General features: G+C 42.4%; 23 protein-coding genes and 2 pseudogenes. 24 read left to right on the forward strand and 1 reads right to left on the reverse strand.

All coding sequences use genetic code 11. The annotated features are described in order from the left end of the window. The first annotated feature begins 217 nt into the window (after positions 1–217). The 16 genes from ruvB to D8797_RS08075 all read left to right on the forward strand — a co-directional run bounded on the left by ruvB (position 218) and on the right by D8797_RS08075 (position 17,301). The gene (gene ruvB / locus D8797_RS08000) at positions 218–1,216 is read left to right on the forward strand and encodes a Holliday junction branch migration DNA helicase RuvB (RefSeq protein ID WP_125380081.1); all 999 of its coding nucleotides are present in this window, start codon (positions 218–220) and stop codon (positions 1,214–1,216) included. After that, positions 1,213–1,788, forward strand: coding sequence for a nucleotidyltransferase family protein (locus D8797_RS08005; RefSeq protein WP_125380083.1), 576 nt, complete (start codon positions 1,213–1,215; stop codon positions 1,786–1,788). Before ruvB ends, D8797_RS08005 begins: the two co-directional genes overlap by 4 nt. Before the next feature lie 160 nt (positions 1,789–1,948). Further along, positions 1,949–2,371: a low molecular weight protein-tyrosine-phosphatase gene (locus D8797_RS08010; RefSeq protein WP_125380085.1), complete on the forward strand. Its 423-nt coding sequence runs from the start codon at positions 1,949–1,951 to the stop codon at positions 2,369–2,371. A 3-nt stretch (positions 2,372–2,374) separates the two neighbouring features. Then, positions 2,375–2,788: an MORN repeat-containing protein gene (locus D8797_RS08015; RefSeq protein ID WP_125380087.1), complete on the forward strand. Its 414-nt coding sequence runs from the start codon at positions 2,375–2,377 to the stop codon at positions 2,786–2,788. After that, positions 2,778–4,592, forward strand: coding sequence for an acyltransferase family protein (locus D8797_RS08020; RefSeq protein WP_125380089.1), 1,815 nt, complete (start codon positions 2,778–2,780; stop codon positions 4,590–4,592). Before D8797_RS08015 ends, D8797_RS08020 begins: the two co-directional genes overlap by 11 nt. A 277-nt stretch (positions 4,593–4,869) precedes the next feature. Beyond that, entirely contained in the window at positions 4,870–7,524 is a 2,655-nt protein-coding gene (adhE, locus tag D8797_RS08025; protein ID WP_125380091.1) for a bifunctional acetaldehyde-CoA/alcohol dehydrogenase, read from the forward strand. A 244-nt stretch (positions 7,525–7,768) separates the two neighbouring features. Continuing rightward, entirely contained in the window at positions 7,769–8,767 is a 999-nt protein-coding gene (locus tag D8797_RS08030) for an acetylxylan esterase (protein WP_125380093.1), read from the forward strand. Between the two features lie 258 nt (positions 8,768–9,025). After that, positions 9,026–9,724 (forward strand): N-acetylmannosamine-6-phosphate 2-epimerase, encoded by a 699-nt coding sequence (locus D8797_RS08035; RefSeq protein WP_125380095.1) that lies wholly within the window; start codon positions 9,026–9,028, stop codon positions 9,722–9,724. 14 nt (positions 9,725–9,738) lie between these two features. Further along, entirely contained in the window at positions 9,739–10,875 is a 1,137-nt protein-coding gene (locus D8797_RS08040; RefSeq protein ID WP_015604211.1) for an ABC transporter ATP-binding protein, read from the forward strand. Between the two features lie 238 nt (positions 10,876–11,113). Next, positions 11,114–12,433: an ABC transporter substrate-binding protein gene (locus D8797_RS08045; protein WP_125380097.1), complete on the forward strand. Its 1,320-nt coding sequence runs from the start codon at positions 11,114–11,116 to the stop codon at positions 12,431–12,433. 95 nt (positions 12,434–12,528) lie between these two features. Then, on the forward strand, positions 12,529–13,416 hold the full coding sequence (locus D8797_RS08050) for a carbohydrate ABC transporter permease (protein ID WP_045498290.1): 888 nt from the start codon (positions 12,529–12,531) through the stop codon (positions 13,414–13,416). Positions 13,417–13,432: 16 nt separating this feature from the next. Next, positions 13,433–14,263: a carbohydrate ABC transporter permease gene (locus D8797_RS08055; RefSeq protein WP_045498288.1), complete on the forward strand. Its 831-nt coding sequence runs from the start codon at positions 13,433–13,435 to the stop codon at positions 14,261–14,263. A 25-nt stretch (positions 14,264–14,288) separates the two neighbouring features. Next, positions 14,289–14,741 carry a NanQ anomerase/TabA/YiaL family protein gene (locus tag D8797_RS08060; RefSeq protein ID WP_125380099.1) on the forward strand — a complete coding sequence of 151 codons (453 nt, stop codon included), beginning with the start codon at positions 14,289–14,291 and terminating at the stop codon, positions 14,739–14,741. A 55-nt stretch (positions 14,742–14,796) separates the two neighbouring features. Beyond that, positions 14,797–15,447, forward strand: a complete 651-nt coding sequence (locus tag D8797_RS08065) for a DUF624 domain-containing protein (protein ID WP_062004934.1) — start codon at positions 14,797–14,799, stop codon at positions 15,445–15,447. A gap of 33 nt (positions 15,448–15,480) precedes the next feature. Continuing rightward, positions 15,481–16,398, forward strand: a complete 918-nt coding sequence (locus D8797_RS08070) for a dihydrodipicolinate synthase family protein (RefSeq protein WP_048791786.1) — start codon at positions 15,481–15,483, stop codon at positions 16,396–16,398. Between the two features lie 18 nt (positions 16,399–16,416). Continuing rightward, on the forward strand, positions 16,417–17,301 hold the full coding sequence (locus D8797_RS08075) for an ROK family protein (RefSeq protein WP_125380101.1): 885 nt from the start codon (positions 16,417–16,419) through the stop codon (positions 17,299–17,301). Positions 17,302–17,571: 270 nt separating this feature from the next. Here the strand turns inward: D8797_RS08075 and D8797_RS08080 are convergent, their stop codons facing one another. Beyond that, positions 17,572–18,417, reverse strand: coding sequence for a MurR/RpiR family transcriptional regulator (locus tag D8797_RS08080; RefSeq protein WP_125380103.1), 846 nt, complete (start codon positions 18,415–18,417; stop codon positions 17,572–17,574). Positions 18,418–18,751: 334 nt separating this feature from the next. Here D8797_RS08080 and D8797_RS08085 point away from each other — a divergent pair, with 334 nt between their 5' ends. From D8797_RS08085 to D8797_RS08115, 8 genes and pseudogenes are all read left to right on the forward strand, one after another. Then, positions 18,752–19,447 carry a GNAT family N-acetyltransferase gene (locus D8797_RS08085; RefSeq protein WP_125380105.1) on the forward strand — a complete coding sequence of 232 codons (696 nt, stop codon included), beginning with the start codon at positions 18,752–18,754 and terminating at the stop codon, positions 19,445–19,447. Positions 19,448–19,570: 123 nt separating this feature from the next. Beyond that, entirely contained in the window at positions 19,571–21,055 is a 1,485-nt protein-coding gene (gene thrC, locus D8797_RS08090) for a threonine synthase (RefSeq protein WP_125380110.1), read from the forward strand. A 307-nt stretch (positions 21,056–21,362) separates the two neighbouring features. Next, positions 21,363–21,749: an Imm48 family immunity protein gene (gene imm48 / locus D8797_RS08095; protein ID WP_125380113.1), complete on the forward strand. Its 387-nt coding sequence runs from the start codon at positions 21,363–21,365 to the stop codon at positions 21,747–21,749. A 233-nt stretch (positions 21,750–21,982) separates the two neighbouring features. Continuing rightward, positions 21,983–22,093, forward strand: a pseudogene (locus D8797_RS10440) (TIGR01741 family protein); the annotation flags it as partial. Positions 22,094–22,151: 58 nt separating this feature from the next. Next, entirely contained in the window at positions 22,152–22,604 is a 453-nt protein-coding gene (locus D8797_RS08105) for an SMI1/KNR4 family protein (RefSeq protein ID WP_142999731.1), read from the forward strand. A 188-nt stretch (positions 22,605–22,792) separates the two neighbouring features. Continuing rightward, complete coding sequence (locus D8797_RS10445) at positions 22,793–22,954, forward strand: hypothetical protein (protein ID WP_260471223.1); 162 nt, start codon at positions 22,793–22,795, stop codon at positions 22,952–22,954. Further along, on the forward strand, positions 22,929–23,441 hold the full coding sequence (locus tag D8797_RS08110; RefSeq protein ID WP_260471224.1) for a hypothetical protein: 513 nt from the start codon (positions 22,929–22,931) through the stop codon (positions 23,439–23,441). Before D8797_RS10445 ends, D8797_RS08110 begins: the two co-directional genes overlap by 26 nt. A gap of 63 nt (positions 23,442–23,504) precedes the next feature. Beyond that, positions 23,505–23,939, forward strand: a pseudogene (locus tag D8797_RS08115) (immunity protein YezG family protein). Positions 23,940–23,964 lie beyond the last annotated feature (25 nt).

Raw genomic sequence — 23,964 nt, forward strand, 5'->3', positions numbered from 1 at the left:
ATTTTATTTTTAAAAAATATTTTTTCTTTAAGCAAATTTTAAGATAAGGACGTTATACTAATACCATCAAATGAAGACCTCCTAACTTTATTTGATAGAAATCCTAAAACTTTTTCATAATAATCTCCCATAAGAGCCACCAAATTCGGTGGCTTTTTTTGTGTTCAGAAGCGGGTCGGATTGCTTCCTCTGCCCTATTTTTTGCTATAATAGTCCTATGAATAGAATTTTAGATAATGAATTAATGGGGGATGAGGAGTTGGTAGAACGTACCCTCCGTCCTCAGTATTTAAGAGAATATATTGGTCAGGACAAGGTCAAAGATCAGCTAAAGATTTTTATTGAAGCGGCTAAATTGCGGGATGAGGCGTTGGATCATACTCTCCTTTTTGGTCCTCCGGGTCTGGGAAAGACGACTATGGCCTTTGTCATCGCCAATGAGCTCGGTGTGAATATCAAGCAGACTTCTGGTCCGGTCATTGAAAAGGCTGGTGATTTGGTGGCCATTCTCAATGATTTGGAACCGGGCGATGTCCTCTTTATCGATGAGATTCACCGTTTGCCTATGGCGGTAGAGGAAGTACTATACAGCGCCATGGAGGACTTTTACATTGACATTATGATTGGGACTGGCGAAACCAGTCGCAGCGTCCATCTGGAATTGCCACCTTTCACGTTAATTGGGGCGACCACTCGGGCGGGCATGCTGTCCAATCCTCTGCGGGCTCGTTTTGGGATTACCGGTCACATGGAGTATTATGAAGCCAGCGATCTGACCGAAATCGTCGAGCGGACGGCTGAGATTTTTGAGATGGATATTACTCACGAGGCTGCTCGTGAGCTGGCTCTGCGTAGCCGAGGAACGCCGCGGATTGCCAATCGTCTGCTCAAGCGGGTGCGAGACTACGCGCAAATTATGGGCAATGGCTTGATTGATGATAAGATAACCGACCAGGCTCTCTCCATGCTGGATGTGGACCAGGAAGGGCTGGACTATGTGGATCAGAAAATCCTACGAACCATGATTGAAGTTTATGGTGGTGGTCCAGTGGGGCTGGGAACCCTCTCAGTCAATATTGCCGAGGAACGTGAAACAGTGGAGGATATGTATGAGCCTTACCTGATTCAGAAGGGCTTTGTCATGCGGACTCGGACTGGGCGCGTGGCGACTCGTAAAGCTTATGAGCATCTGGGATATGAGTATATGAAGGAATGAAGACAGATCTGGAGATTTTAGACTATCTAGGTCAAGATCCAGACATCCGAGCGATTTTGAAAATTATTCGCAGTTTGCGGCTCGAGGACTCTTGGCTGGCTGCAGGCAGTATCAGAAATTTTATCTGGAATATCTTGTCTGGCAAGTCGGGCTTTGATGCTGAAACGGATGTGGATGTCATATTCTTTGACCCAACTGTGTCTTATGAGAAAACTTTGCAGCTGGAGATGGAGCTGAGAAAAGCTTTTCCCGCTTATTCTTGGGAGCTGAAAAATCAAGTTTATATGCACATTCATAGTCCCAACACCCAGCCCTATACTAGCTCGAAAGATGCCATGAGCAAGTATCCTGAGTGCTGCACAGCTATCGGTCTTCGATTGCTGGAAAATGATAAGTTAGAGCTTTTTGCGCCCTATGGCTTGGCAGATATTCGAGCATTTCAGGTGCGGCCGACACCACATTTTTTGGCGGATGCAGAGCAAAAGAAGCTTTATAGGCAAAGAATTTGCAAGAAAAACTGGCAGGCTAAATGGCCACAATTAAGTTTTGAATATCTTTCTGAAGAAAAATAAATTTGATCTGGTGCAAGCTAGATTGAGTGGATTACTGTCTTAATGATCTGCACTTTTATGTAAGTCGGCATAATTAGCTGTTTTTCAGAGCCCGCTTCCGCTGTCACAGAATAATCAAGAAAGCTCCGCAGTTTTCTTTTTATTCTGGTATAATAGATCTATGAAGAAAATTGTATTTGTTTGTTTAGGAAATATCTGCCGCAGTCCGATGGCAGAGTTTGTTATGAAAAGTCTGACCGATGACCTACATATTGAGAGTCGTGCGACGTCCAGCTGGGAGCATGGCAACCCTATACATCAGGGGACTCAGACTATTTTTAAGAAACATGCGATTTCTTATGACAAAGGAAAGACTTCTCAGCAGATTTCCGCGCAAGATTTTGCAGAATTTGATTATATCATCGGCATGGATGAAGCCAATATTCGAGATTTGAAGAAAATGGCGCCAGTGGATTGTCAGGATAAAATCTACCAGTTTGCTGATCTCGGCGTGCCAGATCCTTGGTACACAGGTGATTTCGATGAGACTTATGACCTGATTTTGGCTGGTTGCCACAAGTGGCTAGAACGCTTAAATGGATGAAAAATGGATAAAATAAAAGAATTTTACGATAAATATAAAATCTATCTGACCCGTCAGAATCTAGAAATCTTAGCTGTGACTGTGATTGCCTTGTCAGCAATTTTAGTGTTTACCTCCAATATCCCTAGTAAGGGTGCGCTAACGTTGGATCAAGGTAAGATAAAATATGAAGGCAGTCTAGTTCACGGAAAGATGAACGGCGAAGGTACCCTGACATTTAAAAATGGGGATAGCTATAAAGGACATTTCAGAAATGGTACTTTTGATGGTAAGGGTACTTTTACATCGAAGGCTGGTTGGAAATATGAAGGTGAGTTTGCCAACGGTCAGGCCAATGGTAAAGGAAAACTGACGACAGAAAGTAATGTCGTCTATGAAGGAACGTTCAAGCAAGGAATTTATCAAAATGCGCATTAGATGGTTTTCACTGGTTCGGATTACTGGACTGGTCTTGGTGTTACTCTATCATTACTTTCAGGGAGTTTTTCCTGGAGGTTTTATTGGAGTGGACATCTTTTTCACTTTTTCAGGATTTTTGATTACTTCATTATTGATTGATGAGTTTACAAGAAGTCGTACGATTGATATTATGGGCTTTCTGAAACGGCGCTTTTATCGGATCGTTCCTCCGCTCGTTTTTATGATTTTGGTCATCATGCCCTTTACTTTATTGATTCGTCGGGATTTTGTAGCAGGTATCGGGACGCAGATTTCAGCTGCGCTTGGCTTTGTGACCAATTTTTATGAAATGATGTCGGGCGGCAGTTATGAAAGCCAATTTGTACCGCATTTGCTAATTCACACTTGGAGTTTGGCACTGGAAGTGCATTACTATATCCTCTGGGGCTTGGCTGCTTGGGGAATTAGCAAGATTAGCAAGTCAGTTGCTCAATATCGGGGTCTGATTTCTCTGACTTCAATTGCTCTGTTTCTGTTCAGTTTCTTGGCTATGTTTATCGGGGCCTTTTTCAGCAAGAATTACTCCAATATTTATTTCTCAAGTTTGACCCATGTCTTTCCTTTCTTTGCTGGGACAGTGCTAGCGACTTTCTCTGGAGTCGGAAATGTGGGCGTTCAGATGAAGAAACTGGAAGAAAAGGTCGAAATCAAGCAAGTCTTGATCGCTTTAGCTGGCAGTTTTATTCTTCTTATCTTACTCAGCTTTATTTTGAAATTTGACAGCTTGTGGACTTATTTATTTGGTTTCTTGATTTCAACGCTTCTGGCTTGTGTCATGATAGCAGCAACCCGCATCTTGCACGATAAATTGCCAAATATTAAGGAGCCTAGTCCTCTCAACTTTATTGCAGATACTAGCTACGGTGTTTACCTCTTCCATTGGCCTTTCTATATTATTTTTACTCAGTTGATGAGCAATGGATGGGCTGTGCTTTTGACTACAATCTTGAGTTTTGGTTTCGCGGCTCTTTCCTTCTATATCTTAGAGCCGACTTTAGCTGGACGGAAGCCTCGGATTTTTGGCAAGGAGATGAATGTAACATCCATCACCAAGCCGATTTTCTACAGTTTCATTCCGCTGACTTTTATCTTGCTTATTATCACCATCACAGCTCCGTCTGTGGGTGCCTTTGAGGAAAGCCTGATTGTCAATTCTTTGAACCAAGCCGATACGAAAATGCAGACAACCCGTAAGCACGCAGACCAAAAAACTGCGACAAATTATAACGTGGCAGAGGGAACGACTGTTATTGGTGATTCGGTCACTTTGCGCTCCGCTGAATGGATCCAAGAGGCTATACCTGACGCTCAAGTCGATGCAGTGGTTAGCCGTAATTTAGTGTCTGGTCTGGAATTTTTCAAGAACGATATTGCTAACCAAACACTGCTTCAAAACGTCGTCTTGGCATTGGGAACCAATCCAGTTGACAATTATGAAGAATTGCTGGATCAGTATATCGAGCTCTTACCAAAAGGCCATCGCTTGATTTTAGTCACGCCATATGATGGCCGAACAGCCAATGATCCAAGTAGTATTCCAGTTAAGATGCGACAATACGAACTTGAACTTGCTAAGAAATACGATTTTGTATATGTAGCAGACTGGTATCAGGTAGCGATTAATAATCCGCAGATTTGGATTGGAACAGACTATGTCCATTATGGGGCAGATTCAGAGTCTATGGCAGAGGGAGGTAAACTCTACTCTAACATGATAAAAGAAGCTTTGGCTGCCGCTTCAAGTGGCAGTGTTAAGCCATAAAACTAGCTCGGTTATTTAACCGAGCTCATTTTATAACAAAAAAGAAAGCACTAACACATTTTTAGAGAAAAGTATGTGAAATTTTTGAGAATAGATATAGAATTTAGTAAAAAAGCCTGAAATATCAGTGTTTAAAAAATAATCCATAAAAAGTTTGTGAACTTTTGTTGAAAGTGTTTACAAATTTGTAGGAATAGAGTATAATTATATTGTGAAATAATTAACAAAGGTTGAAATCTCTATTTAACCTTTTGGCAGAAACCATTGGAGGACTATAATGGCTGATAAGAAGAAAACTGTTGAACAAGAAGATAAAGTGCTAGCGGCAGAAAAACATGTTGATGAGCTTGTGCAAAAAGGTCTCTTAGCTCTTGAAGAAATGAGAAAACTGAATCAAGAGCAAGTAGATTACATCGTAGCAAAAGCTTCAGTTGCAGCTCTTGATGCGCACGGGATCCTTGCTCAACATGCAGTTGAAGAAACTGGTCGCGGTGTATTTGAAGACAAGGCAACGAAAAATCTCTTTGCTTGTGAACACGTTGTCAACAACATGCGTGGTGTGAAAACTGTTGGTGTTATCGAAGATGATCCTGTTACTGGATTGACAAAGATTGCTGAGCCTGTCGGAGTTATTTGTGGTATCACTCCAACAACGAACCCAACATCAACAGCAATTTTTAAAGCATTGATTGCCTTGAAGACACGTAACCCAATCGTTTTTGCCTTCCACCCATCTGCTCAAGAATCATCTGCTCACGCAGCGCAAATCGTTCGTGACGCGGCAATCGCAGCTGGCGCACCTGAAAACTGTGTGCAATGGATCACTCAGCCATCTATGGAGGCAACAGCAGCTTTGATGAACCACGATGGTATTGCAACCATCCTTGCAACTGGTGGTAATGCCATGGTTAAAGCTGCCTATTCTTGCGGAAAACCAGCTCTTGGGGTGGGTGCCGGAAACGTACCAGCTTACATTGAAAAATCTGCTGACCTTCGCCAAGCAGCTCATGATATCGTGATGTCTAAATCATTTGACAATGGTATGGTCTGCGCATCTGAGCAAGCGGTAATCATTGACAAGGAAGTTTATGACGAATTTGTAGAAGAGTTCAAGTCATACCACACTTACTTTGTAAACAAAAAAGAAAAAGCCCTTCTTGAAGAATTCTGCTTTGGCGCTAAAGCAAACAGCAAGAACTGTGCTGGTGCTAAACTGAATGCAAACATCGTTGGTAAACCAGCTGCATGGATTGCAGAACAAGCAGGCTTTAAAGTACCAGAAGGTACAAACATCTTGGCTGCAGAATGTGCGGAAGTGGGTCCAAATGAGCCATTGACTCGTGAAAAATTGTCACCAGTTATTGCTGTCTTGAAAGCTGAAGATAGAGAATACGGCCTTAAAAAAGCTCGTCAAATGGTTGAATTTAACGGACTTGGTCACTCAGCAGCTATCCATACAAAAGACGAAGACTTGGCTAAACGCTTTGGTACTGAAATCAAAGCGATGCGGATCATCTGGAACTCTCCATCTACTTTCGGTGGTATCGGGGACGTATATAATGCCTTCATTCCATCCTTGACACTTGGATGTGGTTCATACGGACGCAACTCAGTTGGTGATAACGTGAGCGCTATTAACCTTCTAAACATCAAGAAAGTAGGGAAACGTAGAAATAATATGCAATGGTTTAAAGTTCCTTCAAAAATTTACTTCGAACGCAACTCTATCCAATACCTTCAAACATGTGAAGATATTGAACGCGTTATGATCGTTACTGACAAATCTATCGAAAAACTTGGCTTTGTTCAACGTGTGATCGATCAATTGAACGAACGTAGCAACCGTGTAACGATCCAAGTCTTCTCAGATGTTGAACCAGATCCAGACATCACAACTGTAGAACGTGGTGCTGAAGTGATGAAAGCATTTGAACCAGACACAATCATCGCTCTTGGTGGTGGTTCTCCAATGGACGCGGCGAAAGTAATGTGGCTCTTCTACGAGCAACCAGAAATTGACTTCCGTGACTTGGTTCAAAAATTCATGGATATCCGTAAACGTGCCTTCCGCTTCCCATCACTTGGTAAGAAAGCGAAATACATCGGTATTCCAACAACTTCAGGTACAGGTTCAGAAGTAACACCATTTGCCGTTATCTCTGATAAGAAAAATAACCGCAAATACCCATTGGCTGACTACTCATTGACACCAACTATTGCCATTGTTGACCCTGCTTTGGTTGAATCCGTTCCAGACTTTATCGCTGCTGATACAGGTATGGACGTCTTGACTCACGCGACTGAAGCCTACACTTCAAACTTCGCTAACGACTACACAGACGGTATCGCCCTTCAAACTATCAAGCTTGTCTTTGAATGGTTGGAAAAATCTGTTAAGACAGCTGACCCAGAAGCACGTGAAAAAATGCATAATGCGTCTACAATGGCTGGTATGGCCTTCGCCAATGCCTTCCTTGGTATGAGCCACTCAATGGCCCACAAGATCGGTGGTGTTCACCATACTGTTCACGGACGTACAAACGCAATCTTGCTTCCATACGTCATCCGTTACAATGGTACTCGTCCATCTAAGACCACTACATGGCCTAAATACAACTATTGGAAAGCTGATGAGAAATTCCAAGACATCGCGAAAATGCTCGGCTTGCCTCACTCAACTCCAGAAGAAGCGGTTAAAGCATACGCTAAAGCTGTTTACGAACTTGGTGTTGCAGTAGGTATCAAGATGAACTTCAAAGACCAAGGAATCGATGAAAAAGCTTGGAAAGACAGCTTGCATGAAATCGCTCTTCTAGCTTATGAAGACCAATGTTCACCAGCTAATCCACGCTTGCCAATGGTAGCTGACATGGAAGAAATCATGGCAGATGCCTACTATGGTTACGGAGAACGTCCAGGACGTCGTAAATAATGTAGAATCAATCCCTTACTAAGTGAGGGATTTTTCTTTCTTTAAAATGTATGAAATAGACGACTTTCTAAAAAACTGGGGGAAAGATAGGCCAGAAAGCTTTTTTGAAACTAGTTTCAAAAAGAAAAAGAATCATAGCAAAAACAGAAACTAAATTCTTAATGTTGTAAAGGATTGAAAAAGGAAAGGTGCTGTGCTATTATTTTGTAAGGGTTTACAAAAAACAATATTGTTGGAGGATAAGATGCGCAATCCAGATTTATTAGCAGAAGCAAAGGCTTACAAAGGCAGAGATGAAGTTCCAGCGGATTTTGATGCTTTTTGGGATCAGCAGATTAGCAGTTTGAGTGGCTTGCCGGACTATCAGCTGATTGAAAAAGACTTTCAAATCGCTGGTGTGACCTGCTATGAGCTAGTTTTTGAGGGGACGAATCGGGGGCGAACCTATGCCCGTATAGTTCTTCCCAGATCGAGTAAAAAAGTTCCAATTATCTTTCATTTCCACGGTTATATGGGGCGTGGCTGGGATTGGTCCGATATGCTAGCTTATACGGTTGCTGGCTATGGTGTTGTATCTATGGATGTACGCGGCCAGTCAGGCTATTCTTTGGATGGAGGGGCGCCTGTAAGGGGCAATACGGTCAAGGGTCAGATTATCCGTGGGGCAGTGGATGGACCAGAGTGTCTCTTTTATAAGGATGTCTATCTGGATATTTACAGCTTGGTTGAGATTGTGGCGAGTTTGGACCTTGTGGACGAGGAGGATCTATCCAGTTATGGTGCTTCTCAGGGCGGAGCCTTGGCTTTGGTGGCAGCGGCTCTCAATCCGCGCATTAAGCAGACAGTGGCTATCTATCCTTTCTTGTCAGACTTTCGGAGGGTGTTGGAGATTGGCAATACCAGTGAGGCCTATGATGAGCTCTTTCGTTATTTTAAATTCCACGATCCTTTCCACGAAACGGAGGATGAGATTATTCAGACCTTGTCCTATATCGATGTAAAAAATATGGCTCACCGCATTCAAGGGAGCGTGCGGATGATAACAGGGCTTGCTGACGATGTTTGCTATCCGATTACCCAGTTTGCGATTTACAACCGGCTGGAGTGTACTAAGGAGCACCATCTCATGCCAGAGTACGAGCATGAAGCCATGAATGTCTATGTCAATGATAGGGTCTTCAACTGGCTTTGTGGCTCAAAGATTAACCATCCATCCTTGCTGGAAGCTTTTAAAGACTGGTAAAAATAGATAGTACTAAGAAAGAAACTAAGTCTGAGATTAGCATAATCTCAGGCTTTTTATGATAAATATTCAAAAATCTATAGTAACTTTTTTGTAGAAACACTTCTAATCCTGAAAGTAGTTTCAGCTTTTAAGAAAGGAAGTCGGTTTTTAGAAACTAAAATCTAAATCTCAAAACTTATTGAAAGCGCTTTATTTTTTGTATATAATGACATTATAAAAAGAACGGAGAAAACATAGAAAAAGGAGAGATTATTTATGTCACAGATTAGCAAAGATCAATTAATTGCAAAAATCAAAGATGGCATTATCGTTTCCTGTCAAGCTCTGCCGCATGAGCCCCTCTATACGGAGGCTGGCGGTGTCATCCCTCTCTTGGTCAAGGCGGCTGAAGAGGGCGGGGCAGTTGGTATTCGAGCCAACAGCGTGCGAGACATCAAGGAGATTAAGGAAGTAACCAAGCTCCCGATTATCGGGATTATCAAACGGGACTATCCACCACAGGAGCCTTTTATCACTGCGACCATGCGGGAAGTGGATGAGCTGGCTACCCTTGATATCGAGGTCATCGCTCTGGACTGCACCCAGCGGGAACGCTATGATGGTTTGAAGGTTGAGGACTTTATCCGCCAAGTCAAGGAGAAATATCCGCAGCAACTGCTGATGGCTGACATCAGTACCTTTGAGGAAGGCGTAGCGGCTGTAGCAGCTGGTGTTGACTTTGTCGGTACGACCTTATCAGGCTACACATCCTACAGTCCTAAGGTAGACGGACCAGACTTTGAACTGGTCAAGAAGCTCTGTGATGCGGGAGTAGATGTGATTGCTGAGGGCAAGATTCACTATCCAGATCAGGCTAAGCAAATCCATGATTTGGGCGTCCGCGGTATTGTAGTAGGCGGAGCTATTACTCGACCAAAGGAAATCACCGAGCGTTTCGTTGCAGCAGTAAAATAAAGTGAGGTAAAGCAATGACGACCTTAAAGTTAAATAAGCTCTACAAAAAATATCCTAATAGTGATTTCTACTCTGTAGAAAATTTCGACTTGCAAATCAAAGACAAAGAATTTATCGTCTTTGTTGGCCCTTCTGGATGTGGGAAATCCACAACGCTTCGTATGATTGCGGGACTGGAGGACATCACTGAGGGCGAGCTCTATATCGATGAGACACTAGTCAATGATATTGCTCCCAAGGATCGTGATATTGCCATGGTCTTCCAGAACTATGCCCTCTACCCACACATGACAGTCTATGACAACATGGCGTTTGGATTGAAACTGCGCAAGTACAGCAAGGAAGATATCGACAAACGGGTGCAAGAAGCAGCTGAAATCCTTGGTTTGAAAGAGTTTCTAGACCGCAAACCAGCGGACTTGTCTGGTGGTCAACGTCAACGGGTAGCTATGGGACGAGCCATCGTCCGAGATGCCAAGGTTTTCCTGATGGATGAACCTTTGTCAAACTTGGATGCGAAACTGCGTGTGTCCATGCGTGCTGAGATTGCCAAAATCCACCGCCGTATCGGAGCAACAACCATCTACGTTACCCACGACCAAACCGAGGCAATGACCTTGGCCGACCGCATTGTTATCATGTCAGCGACGAAAAATGAAGCGGGCACAGGAACTATCGGTCGTATCGAGCAAGTCGGAACTCCGCAAGAGCTTTACAATGAACCAGCGAATAAGTTTGTTGCAGGCTTTATCGGCAGTCCAGCTATGAACTTCTTTGAAGTGATGGTATCTGGTCATCAATTGACTGATGGTGATCAACTCAATCTTACCCTGACAGGTGGTCAAGAGAAGCTTTTGACAGAAAAAGGCTACCAAGGTAAGAAAGTTATTTTGGGTATCCGACCAGAGGATATCTCAGCCGACTTGATTGTAGAGGATACTTTCCCTGGCGATGTGGTCGATGCGGAAGTTGTCGTGTCAGAGTTGCTGGGTAGTGACTCAGTGCTCTACTGTAAGGTGGGCAGCCAAGAGTTTTCAGCCAAGGTAGATGCTTCCAATTATCTGGAGCCAGGTTCGAAGCTTCGCTTCACCTTCAAACTACCTAAGAGTCATCTGTTTGATAGCGAGACTCAAAAACGAATTACTTTGTAAAACAACCTAAAATGAACTGACTGACTTTATTTTAGGATAAAAGAAAAGTCACAGATAAGGAGTGATTGTACTTTTAAAAGTTTAGGATTTTAATCAAATATAGGTGGACGCTTGTCCAGAGGAATAACACAGGAAAAACGAGGCTGGGGCGCCTAATGAAATAGGTCCGTCCCACCCAATAGGCAGGTAAAAGCTGTTTAGGTCAGCTTGGAATCTTAATTTTAAAGGAGAAAAACAAATGAAAATGAAGAAATTGCTTTGTTCATTGGTAGCGGGAGCCGCAGTTCTTACGTTAGCAGCTTGTAGCGGTGGTGGTAGCTCAAATAAAGCAGCTAGCTCTGGTGATAAATCTGGTAAGACAGAGATTACTTGGTGGGCATTCCCGGTCTTCACTCAAGAAAATGCCAGCGATGGTGTGGGAACTTATGAAAAATCCATCATTGAAGCATTTGAAAAAGCAAATCCAGACATTCATGTCAACTTGGAAACAATCGACTTCAAGTCAGGTCCAGAAAAAATTACGACAGCTATCGAGGCTGGAACAGCGCCAGATGTGCTCTTCGATGCACCAGGCCGGATTATTCAATACGGTAAAAACGGTAAGTTGGCAGACTTGAACGACCTCTTCACAGATGATTTCGTCAAAGATGTTAACAACGACAATATTATCCAAGCCAGCAAGGCTGGAGACAAAGCTTATATGTATCCAATCAGCTCTGCTCCATTCTACATGGCAATGAATAAGAAAATGTTGGAAGATGCTGGTGTCCTCAACCTAGTTAAAGAAGGCTGGACAACAGATGACTTTGAAAAAGTTTTGAAAGCGCTTAAAGATAAAGGTTATACACCTGGCTCTCTCTTCAGTAACGGTCAAGGTGGTGACCAAGGAACTCGTGCCTTCATCGCTAACCTCTATGGTGGATCTGTTACAGACGAAAAAGTAACTAAATATACAACTGATGATCCGAAATTTGTCAAAGGTCTTGAAAAAGCAGTGAGCTGGATCAACAATGGCCTTATGATGAACGGTTCTCAATACGATGGTGGAGCAGACATCCAAAACTTTGCGAACGGTCAAACTTCATACACACTCCTTTGGGCACCAGCTCAAAACGGTATCCAAGCGAAACTCTTGGAAGCAAGTAAGGTAGACGTGGTAGAAGTACCATTCCCATCAGACTCAGGCAAACCAGCCCTTGAATACCTTGTAAATGGTTTTGCAGTCTTTAACAACAAAGACGACAAGAAAGTAGAAGCAGCTAAGAAATTTGTGAAATTCATCGCTGATGACAAAGAATGGGGACCTAAGAACGTTGTTCGTACAGGTGCTTTCCCAGTTCGTACATCTTTTGGTAAACTCTATGATGACAAGCGTATGGAAACAATCAGTGGCTGGACTAAATACTACTCACCATACTACAACACCATTGATGGATTTGCAGAAATGAGAACACTCTGGTTCCCAATGTTGCAATCTGTATCTAATGGAGATGAAAAAGTTGAGCCTGCTTTGAAGACATTTACTGAAAAAGCAAACGAAACGATTACTAAAAAATAAGCAAGTTTAAAATCCGCCCCTTTTTCTGTTGTCAGTCTCTAAAAATAGAAAAAGGGGTATTTTGTTAGAAAATCTTGAAAGAGGGGTACCTCATTGTGAAAGTCAATAAAATCAGAATGAAAGAAACCCTAATATCATATGCGTTTTTAGCTCCAATTCTTATATTCTTTACAGTATTTGTTTTGGCGCCTATGATAATGGGATTTATCACTAGTTTCTTTAATTATACAATGACCTCATTTACATTCGTTGGGTTTGATAACTACATTCGGATGTTCAATGATCCAGTTTTTGTTAAGTCACTCATTAATACAGTCATTATTGTAATCGGCTCTGTGCCGGTAGTTGTGCTCTTCTCTTTGTTTGTAGCTTCACAAACCTATGAGATGAATGCTGTTTCTCGCTCTTTCTACCGTTTCGTCTTCTTCCTACCGGTTGTTACAGGTAGTGTTGCCGTGACAGTCGTGTGGAAGTGGATCTACGATCCCTTGTCTGGTATTTTGAACTTTGTTTTGAAATCTGGCCATATCATCAACCAAAACATTTCTTGGTTGGGAGACAAACAGTGGGCCTTGGCTGCTATCATTGTTATTTTGCTGACAACATCTGTCGGTCAGCCCATCATTCTCTACATTGCAGCTATGGGAAATATAGATAATTCTCTAGTGGAGGCTGCGCGTGTGGATGGGGCGACAGAGATGCAAGTTTTTTGGAAGATCAAATGGCCTAGCCTTTTGCCAACGACACTTTATATCGCTATCATCACAACTATTAACTCATTCCAATGTTTCGCCTTGATTCAGCTGTTGACATCAGGTGGGCCAAATTATTCAACGAGTACGCTTATGTACTATCTATATGAAAAAGCCTTCAAGCTATCTGAATATGGCTATGCAAACACTATGGGAGTCTTTCTGGCGATTATGATTGCGATTATCAGTTTCGCCCAGTTCAAGATTCTCGGTAACGATGTGGAATATTAAAGAAAGGAGCAGGAATATGAAACCAAAAAAATTTAATTCATTTAAAGTGTTCTCATCTGTTATTTTAGCACTTTTGACCGTGCTCTTTGTCTTTCCATTCTACTGGATTCTGACTGGAGCTTTTAAATCTCAGCCGGATACCATTATGATTCCGCCTCAATGGTGGCCACAAAACCCGACAACAGAGAACTTCCAGCAATTAGCCGTTCAAAACCCAGCTTTACAATGGATGTGGAACAGTGTCTTCATTTCGCTGGCGACCATGTTCTTGGTTTGTGCGACGTCATCCCTAGCTGGTTATGTTTTGGCTAAGAAACGCTTTTATGGGCAACGGATTCTCTTTGCTATCTTTATCGCGGCTATGGCCTTGCCTAAGCAGGTTGTCCTAGTTCCTCTAGTGCGGATTGTCAATTTCATGGGAATCCACGATACCCTTTGGGCGGTCATTTTACCTTTAGTTGGCTGGCCTTTTGGGGTCTTCCTCATGAAGCAGTTTAGTGAAAATATCCCGACAGAGCTTCTGGAATCAGCTAAGATCGACGGTTGTGGTGAAATCCGAACCTTCTGGAGTGTAGCTTTTCCTATCGTCAAACCCGGCTTTGCTGCACTGGCTATCTTCACTTTTATCAATACTTGGAATGACTATTTCATGCAGCTCGTAATGTTGACCTCGCGGAACAATCTGACGATTTCGTTAGGTGTTGCGACCATGCAGGCTGAGATGGCAACCAACTACGGTCTGATTATGGCCGGTGCTGCTTTGGCGGCGGTGCCAATCGTAGCAGTCTTCCTTATCTTCCAAAAATCCTTTACCCAAGGGATTACTATGGGAGCTGTCAAAGGATAAGGCGCTCAATAGAGGAAATAAAACTATGATTTTTGATGATTTAAAAAATGTGACTCGTTACAAGGGCCTTCATCCGAACCTGGATAAAGCGATTGATTATCTCTATGAGCACCGCAAAGACAGCTTTGACTTGGGACGCTATGAAGTGGATGGAGATAAGGTCTTTCTCTTGGTTCAGGAAAATACCCTCAATCAAGAGGTCAATGATCAATTTGAATATCATAAAAAATATGCAGATTTTCATCTGCTAGTAGCAGGGCATGAGTATTCTGCCTATGGTAGCCAGATAGTCGATGAGGCAGTGGCTTTTGATGAAGAGGCGGATATCGGCTTTGTTCATTGTCAAAATCGTTATCCTCTCTTGTTGGGTTACCATAATTTTGCAATTTTCTTTCCAGGAGAAGCTCATCAGCCGAATGGCTATGCGGGTCTGGAAGAAAATGTCAGAAAGTATCTTTTTAAAGTTTTAATAGACTAGCCCTAGGTGAGCGAGATTTTTGAGTGCGCAAGGCTAGCAGAGAAAGGAGAGACTTATGTCAGATAAGGGAACAGGACTCATCAGAGCTATATTTGATACGGATAATTTTTTCATGCAAATCTGTGAGAAAATCCTAGATTTGATGACGGTCAATCTTCTCTTTCTCTTGTCTTGCCTGCCTTTGGTGACCATTGGGATTGCCAAGATCAGCCTCTATCAAACACTTTTTGAAATCAAGGGAAACCGTCGGGTAAAAGTAATCAGAACTTACACTCGAATCTTTCGAGAAAATTGGAAGCAAGGGCTCAAACTGGGCTTGCTGGAATTGGCTTTAGTCGGTATCAGTCTCTTTGACCTCCTGCTTTTTCGGACGCAGGAAGCTCTGCCTTTCCAAGTTTTAAAGGCGGTTTGTTTTGGAATTATTATTTTTACAATCCTGCTTTCTCTTTGCGTTTATCCCTTGGCTGGTAAGTTTCTCATGTCTTTTAGAGACCTTTTACAGACCAGCCTAGTGATTGTAAGTCTGAATTTTCCTTGGTTCTTTGTTATGATGGCGGTTATAGCCGCGATCCTTGTCATTATCTATAGTTCAGGCTTTGTGTTGCTGTTAGGATTTTCCCTCTTTGCCTTTATCGGCTTTGCAGGTCTGGCTTTTTTGCAGCTTCCTATTTTGGAAAAAATCTTCGCTAAATACAGCAGTCTATAATCTACAATTAGTACATTTGGAGAAAATTTGAAAATGAAAGATTTAAAGAAATATCACGGTGTCATCCCAGCTTTTTATGCTTGTTATGACGAGGAGGGTGAAATCAGCCCGGAGCGGACTCGCGCTTTGGTGGAGTATTTCATCGACAAGGGCGTGCAAGGTCTCTATGTCAACGGCTCGTCAGGAGAATGTATCTACCAGAGCGTGGCCGACAGAAAAGTAATTTTGGAAGAAGTAATGAAAGTTGCTAAGGGCAAACTGACCATCATTGCTCACGTAGCCTGCAACAATACTAAGGACAGTATCGAGTTGGCAAAACATGCGGAAGCTCTAGGAGTTGATGCCATTGCGGCTATTCCGCCAATTTATTTTCGACTGCCAGAATATTCTGTCGCTCAGTACTGGAATGATATCAGTGCGGCTGCCCCACATACTGATTTTGTGATTTATAATATTCCGCAATTGGCTGGCGCAGCCCTGACTCCGAGTCTTTATAAGGAAATGCTGAAGAATGAGCGCGTGATTGGGGTGAAAAATTCCTCTATGCCAGTTCAGGATATCCAGACTTTTGCAGCACTTGGTGGCAGTGACCATTTGGTCTTTAACGGTCCAGATGAGCAGTTCTTGGGTGGTCGTCTCATGGGAGCAGCAGCTGGAATTGGTGGTACCTACGGGGCTATGCCAGAGCTCTTCCTCAAACTCAATCAACTGATTGCTGACAAGGAATTGGAAAGAGCTAAAGAGCTGCAGTTTGCCATTAACGACATTATCGGCAAGCTAACCAGTGCTCACGGCAATATGTATGCTGTTATCAAAGAAGTTCTCAAGCTCAACGAAGGACTGGCTATCGGCTCTGTCCGTGCTCCTTTGACACCAGTCGTAGAAGCAGACCGTCCGGTCGTAGAAGCAGCAGCGGCCTTGATCCAAGAAACTAAGGAGCGCTTCCTCTAAAAAGAAAGAAGGATGCTTATGGGAAATTATGTTACGATTGACATTGGCGGTACCAATATCAAATACGGCCTGATAGACGACCAAGAAACGCTAGTAGAAGCCCATGAAATACCAACGGAAGCCCATAAGGGCGGTCCAGAGATTATGCGTAAGGTTCAAAAGATAGTTGCGGACTATGCGCAGGCTGGTTCGATTGAGGGGATTTGTATCTCCTCAGCTGGTATGGTCGATCCAGACAAGGGAGAGGTCTTTTATGCTGGTCCTCAGATTCCTAACTATGCTGGGACGCAATTTAAGAAGGTCTTGGAGGAGGAGTTTTCCATTCCTTGCGAGATTGAGAATGATGTCAATTGTGCCGGTCTGGCTGAGGTCATGTCTGGCCATGGTAAGGGAGCAAAAATTGCGGTCTGTCTAACGATTGGGACAGGGATTGGTGGCTGTCTAGTAGCGGATGGGCAAGTTTTTCACGGCTTTAGCAACTCAGCCTGCGAAGTAGGCTATCTGCACCTGCCGGATGGAGCCTTTCAGGATGTAGCTTCGACTACAGCCTTGGTTCAATATGTTGCTGACTTGCACGGAGAAGATCCCTCTCTCTGGAATGGTCGAAGGATTTTCAAAGAAGCGACCGAGGGCAATACCTTCTGTATCAAAGGAATTGACCGCATGGTAGGCTATCTGGGGCAGGGCATTGCCAATATCTGCTATGTCGTCAATCCGGAAATCGTCGTCTTGGGCGGTGGTATCATGGGACAAGAGGCCATTCTTCGACCGCGTATTCAAGCGGCTCTCAAGGATGCTCTGGTTCCTAGCATAGCTGAGAAGACCAAACTAGCCTTTGCCTATCACCAAAATACGGCAGGCATGTTTGGGGCCTACTACCACTTTAAAAATAAACATCAGTAATCCAAGTAAACCTGGGGAGTGACCTCGGGTTTCTTGCTTTTAGAAAACTGCTTCTGTAGATGGCTAGACGATATTTTAGAAGGGATTGAAATAACAGGAAAAATTCGGTGGATAGAGCTAAATTTTCAAAAATTTAACTTTGCTTACTTGTCTTTAGGAGTAGATTTAAAAGTTTTTCAAGACTTTTAAGAAGTACCAGCCCCTTGAGGTTGAGCAATCAGTAACCCATCAAGGGGTTAAAAATAAGGCCAGGATGTTTGTCCTAGCCTTTTATTGATGCCTACGGTAATAGCCGTTAAGTTTGTGATTTTCCCAGTAACTATTGAAGATTTTTTCCTTTCTCTCTCGGTCAATTTCTAGGAAAAAGGCATAAAGTATGTCAATCATCAGCAGCATTGGGAACTGAGCTGAGATTCGTTGGATGAACTGAGGTTTACTTTGCATTGCAACTGGGATGATTTCTGAAAAGTCTTCTTTAATCAAATCAGGCTGGCCAGTGATTAACACGGTCTTGGCTCCCATGCCCTTAGCATCAATCAAACTGTCAATAATGGACGGGGTTTGACCTGAAAGAGAAAAGCCGATAACTAGGCAGTTTTTGTCTAAAATGCTCGTTGTCCAAGCAAAGCCATCCGCATCTGTCAGAGCTTCACAAATGACCCCTAAGCGCATGAAGCGCAGTTTCATATCGCGAGCGACGAGCCCCGAGCTTCCCGTGCCAAAAAAATAGACACGATCCGCTTTTTCAATTAGCTGGGCTACACGCTCCAATCTTTTTTCGTCAATCAAGTCCTCGGTTTGTTGCCGAATTTGAATATAGTTGCGTAGCACCTGGCGGGACGAATCATTTTTCAGATTTGTATGCTCCGTTTTGCTGATTTTCAGCTGTTGGAGATATTGGAAGTTGAACTCCCGATAGCCCTTAAAGCCACATTTTTTTGCAAAACGGGTCAAGGCCGCCTGTGAGATGTGTAAAGTTTGGGCTACTTCGAGGGAGGACAGATCACCTTCTATCTCTGTCGGAGTCAAAAAATAGTCGGCAATCCGCTTTTCGACATCGGTCATAGTGTCGTAACAGCTTTCGATGATGGCCAAGATATTTTGCTGGTGTCTCATGATGGGTCACTTTCTTTGGTCAAAATAATAAAACATAATTTCATTATAACATAGTTTAGAGGGAATAAAGTGTTTTCACAGCCAAGAATTATCAGACCTTACTTTCCATTGGAGTATGAGCGGTCAATAGTTTCAGTATTTCCTGATAATATGACGGTCTTTCTTTCTGAGCAGCTATTTCCTAAAGATTGCGCCGAATGAAAGAAAAAGTGCTATAATTTACACAAGTAATGTTCCAAGTTTGGATCTGAAGCAGGGAAGATAGGAGCCACTGCCACTTACAGCTTCCAATTCTTATTTTGGAAATCAGTAAAGCTAGATTGTGAGGTTTTTTATGCGAATCAATGAACTAGGCCAGCCTATTGGAGAGGCTTTGCCAGATTTTGAGCCGGGGGATTTACCTAAGCTAGAGCGAATAGAAGGCCAGTATGTTGTCATTGAGCGGTTGTCCAAAGACAAGCATGGAGCAGATTTATACGAAGTGTATGGACCGGATTCTCCTGCGGATATGTGGACCTATCTCTTTCAAAATCCTGCCCAAAATCAGGAAGAATGGTCTCTGCTGCTAGATCAGATGCTGGCAGCAAAGGATCGTTTTCACTATGCGATTGTGGACAAGGAGAGCGGAAAGGCTCTCGGAACTTTTGCCTTGATGAGGATTGACCGGGGCAACCGCGTTATCGAAGTGGGAGCTGTGACCTATTCGCCCAAGCTGAAGCGCACTAGGCTGGCTACGGAAGCCCAGTATTTACTGGCACGCTATGTCTTTGAAGAGTTGGAGTATCGCCGCTACGAATGGAAATGCGATGCCCTCAATCAGCCTTCAAGGCGGGCAGCAGAGCGGCTTGGTTTCGCCTACGAAGGCAGGTTTCGTCAGGCGGTTGTCTATAAGGGACGCAACCGAGACACGGATTGGCTCTCCATGATTGACAGCGATTGGCCTACCGTTAAGACTCGTCTGGAGAAATGGCTGAGCCCAGACAATTTCGACGAAAAGGGCCAGCAAATAAAAGCCTTGTCTGAGTTTTAACATTTGATTGAGTTGAAATCATAGGATTTCGACTCTTTTTACTTTTTAATTTTGATGAAAATGGAGAATTTTCTGATAAATTTTGATATAATAAAACGAACTACAGATAAAGGATGAGAGAGAATGACCTTAGTTTATCAATCAACACGTGACGAAAAGAATAGAGTAACAGCTAGTCAGGCGATTCTGCAAGGCTTGGCAACAGATGGTGGGCTCTTTACGCCCATTACCTATCCGCAGGTCGATTTGGACTTTGCCAAGCTCAAAGACGCTTCTTATCAGGAAGTAGCCAAGCTTGTTTTGTCTGCATTTTTGGATGATTTTTCTGAAGCAGAGCTGGACCACTGTATCAACCATGCCTACGACAGCAAGTTTGATGATGCAGCGATTGCTCCCTTGGTCAAACTGGATGGTCAGTACAATCTAGAGCTTTTCCACGGAGCGACCATTGCCTTCAAGGATATGGCTTTGTCTATCCTGCCTCACTTGATGACAACCGCAGCTAAAAAGCACGGCTTGGAAAACAAAATTGTCATTTTGACGGCGACTTCTGGCGACACAGGCAAGGCGGCTATGGCAGGTTTTGCGGACGTTCCGGGGACTGAGATTATCGTCTTTTATCCCAAAGATGGTGTCAGCAAGGTCCAAGAGCTGCAAATGACGACACAGACAGGTGCCAATACGCATGTGGTGGCCATTGATGGCAACTTTGATGATGCCCAGACCAATGTCAAGCACATGTTCAACGACACAGACCTACGAGCTCGTCTCTTGGAGCATAAACTGCAGTTTTCATCTGCCAACTCCATGAATATCGGCCGTTTGGTGCCGCAGATTGTTTATTATGTCTATGCCTATGCTCAGCTAGTGAAGACAGGAGAAATCACAGCAGGAGACAAGGTCAACTTTACAGTTCCGACAGGTAATTTTGGGAATATCTTGGCGGCCTACTATGCCAAGCAAATCGGTCTGCCAGTTGGCAAGCTGATCTGCGCATCAAATGAGAACAATGTCCTGACTGACTTTTTCAAGACCCAGGTGTATGACAAGAAGCGGAGCTTTAAGGTGACGACTAGCCCGTCCATGGATATTTTGGTTTCATCTAACTTGGAGCGTTTGATTTTCCATCTGTCTGGTAATAGCGCTGAGAAAACATCTGCCCTGATGGCGGCTCTGAATGAGCATGGACAATATGAACTGACGGACTTTGACGCTGAGATTTTAGAGCTCTTTGCAGCTGACTACGCGACAGAGAAAGAAACAGCTGCTGAAATCAAGCGGGTCTATCAAGCCTCTAACTACATCGAAGACCCTCATACTGCCGTTGCGTCTGCTGTCTATCAAAAATATCTGGCAGAGACAGGCGATCAGCGCAAGACTGTTATCGCGTCTACCGCTAGTCCTTATAAATTCCCAGTTGTGGCCGTTGAGGCTGTGACTGGTCAGACAGGCCTCAGTGATTTTGAGGCTTTGGGCCAACTGCACGAACTTTCTGGCGTAGCCCTGCCACCAGCTGTGGACGGCTTAGAAACAGCACCAGTTCGCCACAAAACGACGGTCGCGGCAGACCAAATGCAGGCAGCAGTCGAAGATTACTTGGAATTGTAAAAATGGCTTAGAAAGCCTAAAATCAGCTGGATATCTGGCTGATTTTTTAGTATTGTAGAGTTTTCAATCTTTTTACAGTCCAAGAACTTGGAAATCTTTAAGATAGTTCTCTTATTTACAGAAGAGGTTCTCATTTTATTTATGCTATACTAGAGTCATAAAGTTAGGAAACTTTACTTGCAGTAAGCGGGTGGCTCTTACTGCATAGTTATTTAATTGAAGATGACCTATATAGGCTTTATCAAGTAAGCTGCATTCCTTGTGGATATTGCAAAGGAATCAATCGGTATTCTAGAAAGGATTTGTTATGAACGAAACTATCGTCAATGAAAGCATTGAAATGGTCGATAAATTTTTAAGTTTGGTCACGATTGATTTGGCCGACGATCTTGACAGACAGTTGGCAGCAGCCTATATTTTTGGGATGTTAAATGGAAAGGCACAAAAGGATTCCATTAGTCCAGAAAATGTCCAAGCCCTGATGATTCGAATTGGTATTGAAAAGCTTCAGTATATTCCCGAGCTAGCCTTTGAAATGACACAGTTTGTCATCAATGCGACGGATAAGGAATTTCACCCAACGGTTAATGCGATTATCCACAGAGGTCTAGAAGCCTACTTCCTATATTCTGACAGTCAATTTGGCGCTCTTTCAGATGATTTTAAGGACATTGTTCAAGTAGTGAAAAGTTAATGTTTATAGGGGAGTGCATTCGATTTTATAATCGGACTTATTTCGTCAGTTTTCAAACCGGAGGAACATATGGAAAAACAGATTAATGAGAAAATGCCAGAGATTATTTATAAAGTGAATGATATGATTCTGGTAGAGTGGTCTGTTTTTACAATCAAGGTGGATGAAATAACAAAGCCTCTTTAGATTTTGACTATACACCATGGAATGAAAGTGAATTTGGACCAAGTTCTCGAGTAGATTTCTTTGAATATAAATATCTCGGAAAGCAACCAGCTAATGAAAAAGAACTTGAGTTGTTCAAGGCCATGGAAGCCTTTCAGCAGGAACATAATGGCAAATAGTTATATCTAAGACGTTGGAAACGATCTAGTCTAGTAGTAGGCGAGGTAAGTGATTGTGATGTTAAATAATTTGAAATGTTTTGGTAGACTTTCTAATTTTGAGATAAGTGAACTGGAACAAAGGTTAGACTTGAAGTTTCCATCAGATTATAAAGAATTTTTATCTTTTTCAAATGGTGGTCATGTAGAGAATGAATATATGCTTATTCAGGCACCTAGCTTGACAGATGAGCTAGTCATTAATTTCTTTTTAGGCAAAAATGAGGATAAGAATGTTGATTTAGTTTTCTGGAATCATGACTTTAATGATGAACTTCCATCGTCTACTTATATTTTTGCAGTTGAATATGGTGGAGGTATGTTTATTCATATTTTGGAAGGAGCGGATAGAGGTATTTATTTTTGGGACAGTAATTTTGGTCTTCCAGAAACATCTGATGAAGAGAATGTATTTTTCTTGGCAAATACCTTCTCAGATTTTTTAGCAATGATAAAAGTTGAAAAGAAATAAGTTCAGCGCCACCCTCGAGGTGGCCTTCTTATTAGCAGAGGAAGTTCTCATTCTATTTATGTTATACTAGAATCATATGATTAGCAAAGGTCATTTTAAGTTTTGAAGAAGTGAGCTTGAAATGTGGTATCGCGCTCTCAGCGAATATCAATATAAAAGTAAGCAGACCAGATTGGTGAGGTGATTGAATGGTCAAGTTTTCAAAGATAGATAAACAATTAAAAAAAGAACTGAAAAAAGTTCAGCGCAATGCAGCAAAAAAATTACAGTTAAAGTCTCGAGATTGGGCATATTTCAACAAAGTAGGAGACTATCTGGTTATATATGATGGATATTGCCTTTCCAGGTAATGAGTTTCGTTTGAAAATTAGCCCTTATATCAAGCCATATATTTTTGACGATATTTTTTGGGAAGTTTTTGATATGGCGAGTAATTCGCAGGAACCAATGAGTCTTCGAGCAGTAGGAACCTTTACAGTTGATGACTTGTCATTACCATATAAGGTAGTTAGAGAAGACTGGACAATGGAGGGTCTTGATTTAGAAAAAGTCGAATCCAAGGTTTTTGAGGTGCTCTCAGAAGTGCATGAAGAAGTTGTAAAACTTATAAATAGCTTCCCAACTTTTGAAGATTTTTACGCTTATGCAGTTGAAAATTCCCAAAATCCTGCCCGTCATGACTTGATGGGAATGCTGTTAATGATCCACCGGGAGCAGTATGCAGAGGCACTACAAATGGCAGAAGATTTGATCGCAAAGCGTGAATTTGGGAGCTTCCAAAATAAGGGTAAATGGATCAATGAATCTATCGTGGATTATTGTAAAGAAAGGCTTTAGCTAGACAGTGGCATCTAATCCCAGTTTTAACTTGAAATTAACATAACCTAACTGGAGGATAACATGGAAGAACAAATGAATGAGAAATTATTGAAATTGTGCATCAAGCCAACGATATGATTCCAGTTGAGTGGCTTATTTCTTTTCCAAATATAAAATCAATATCATTACCATCTTGAAATGCCAGAAGATTTTGGTCTATCTATGGTAGAAGTTTTAAACGAAAATAAGATTTTATTTAGAAAATCTGAAGAATTGGAAAAGGTGTTTGTTGAAAATGACTTGTCAGATTGGTATATTTGTATCATTCATCTGGATGAAAATAATAAGTTATCAGTAGACTTTGACTATGCACCTTGGAATAAAAGCGACTTTGGGCCAACTGCTCGCATGAACTTTTTCAGATATAAGTTTCTTGGTTTTGAACCAAGAAACGAAAAAGAACTAGAACAGTTCAGGGAAATGGAAGCCTTCCAGAAGGAACATAATAGACAGTAGTTTGATTGGATTAGGAATTTTTGTG

Source organism: Streptococcus cristatus (genome assembly GCF_003944225.1).
Lineage (GTDB): Bacteria > Bacillota > Bacilli > Lactobacillales > Streptococcaceae > Streptococcus > Streptococcus cristatus_K.

What these genes read in the sequence shown, in the direction of transcription:
- ruvB (WP_125380081.1), top strand. Translation starts at nt 218, where the DNA reads ATGAATAGAATTTTAGATAATGAATTAATGGGGGATGAGGAGTTGGTA.
- D8797_RS08005 (WP_125380083.1), top strand. Translation starts at nt 1,213, where the DNA reads ATGAAGACAGATCTGGAGATTTTAGACTATCTAGGTCAAGATCCAGAC.
- D8797_RS08010 (WP_125380085.1), top strand. Translation starts at nt 1,949, where the DNA reads ATGAAGAAAATTGTATTTGTTTGTTTAGGAAATATCTGCCGCAGTCCG.
- D8797_RS08015 (WP_125380087.1), top strand. Translation starts at nt 2,375, where the DNA reads ATGGATAAAATAAAAGAATTTTACGATAAATATAAAATCTATCTGACC.
- D8797_RS08020 (WP_125380089.1), top strand. Translation starts at nt 2,778, where the DNA reads ATGCGCATTAGATGGTTTTCACTGGTTCGGATTACTGGACTGGTCTTG.
- adhE (WP_125380091.1), top strand. Translation starts at nt 4,870, where the DNA reads ATGGCTGATAAGAAGAAAACTGTTGAACAAGAAGATAAAGTGCTAGCG.
- D8797_RS08030 (WP_125380093.1), top strand. Translation starts at nt 7,769, where the DNA reads ATGCGCAATCCAGATTTATTAGCAGAAGCAAAGGCTTACAAAGGCAGA.
- D8797_RS08035 (WP_125380095.1), top strand. Translation starts at nt 9,026, where the DNA reads ATGTCACAGATTAGCAAAGATCAATTAATTGCAAAAATCAAAGATGGC.
- D8797_RS08040 (WP_015604211.1), top strand. Translation starts at nt 9,739, where the DNA reads ATGACGACCTTAAAGTTAAATAAGCTCTACAAAAAATATCCTAATAGT.
- D8797_RS08045 (WP_125380097.1), top strand. Translation starts at nt 11,114, where the DNA reads ATGAAAATGAAGAAATTGCTTTGTTCATTGGTAGCGGGAGCCGCAGTT.
- D8797_RS08055 (WP_045498288.1), top strand. Translation starts at nt 13,433, where the DNA reads ATGAAACCAAAAAAATTTAATTCATTTAAAGTGTTCTCATCTGTTATT.
- D8797_RS08060 (WP_125380099.1), top strand. Translation starts at nt 14,289, where the DNA reads ATGATTTTTGATGATTTAAAAAATGTGACTCGTTACAAGGGCCTTCAT.
- D8797_RS08065 (WP_062004934.1), top strand. Translation starts at nt 14,797, where the DNA reads ATGTCAGATAAGGGAACAGGACTCATCAGAGCTATATTTGATACGGAT.
- D8797_RS08070 (WP_048791786.1), top strand. Translation starts at nt 15,481, where the DNA reads ATGAAAGATTTAAAGAAATATCACGGTGTCATCCCAGCTTTTTATGCT.
- D8797_RS08075 (WP_125380101.1), top strand. Translation starts at nt 16,417, where the DNA reads ATGGGAAATTATGTTACGATTGACATTGGCGGTACCAATATCAAATAC.
- D8797_RS08080 (WP_125380103.1), bottom strand. Translation starts at nt 18,417, where the DNA reads ATGAGACACCAGCAAAATATCTTGGCCATCATCGAAAGCTGTTACGAC.
- D8797_RS08085 (WP_125380105.1), top strand. Translation starts at nt 18,752, where the DNA reads ATGCGAATCAATGAACTAGGCCAGCCTATTGGAGAGGCTTTGCCAGAT.
- thrC (WP_125380110.1), top strand. Translation starts at nt 19,571, where the DNA reads ATGACCTTAGTTTATCAATCAACACGTGACGAAAAGAATAGAGTAACA.
- imm48 (WP_125380113.1), top strand. Translation starts at nt 21,363, where the DNA reads ATGAACGAAACTATCGTCAATGAAAGCATTGAAATGGTCGATAAATTT.
- D8797_RS08105 (WP_142999731.1), top strand. Translation starts at nt 22,152, where the DNA reads ATGTTAAATAATTTGAAATGTTTTGGTAGACTTTCTAATTTTGAGATA.
- D8797_RS10445 (WP_260471223.1), top strand. Translation starts at nt 22,793, where the DNA reads ATGGTCAAGTTTTCAAAGATAGATAAACAATTAAAAAAAGAACTGAAA.
- D8797_RS08110 (WP_260471224.1), top strand. Translation starts at nt 22,929, where the DNA reads ATGATGGATATTGCCTTTCCAGGTAATGAGTTTCGTTTGAAAATTAGC.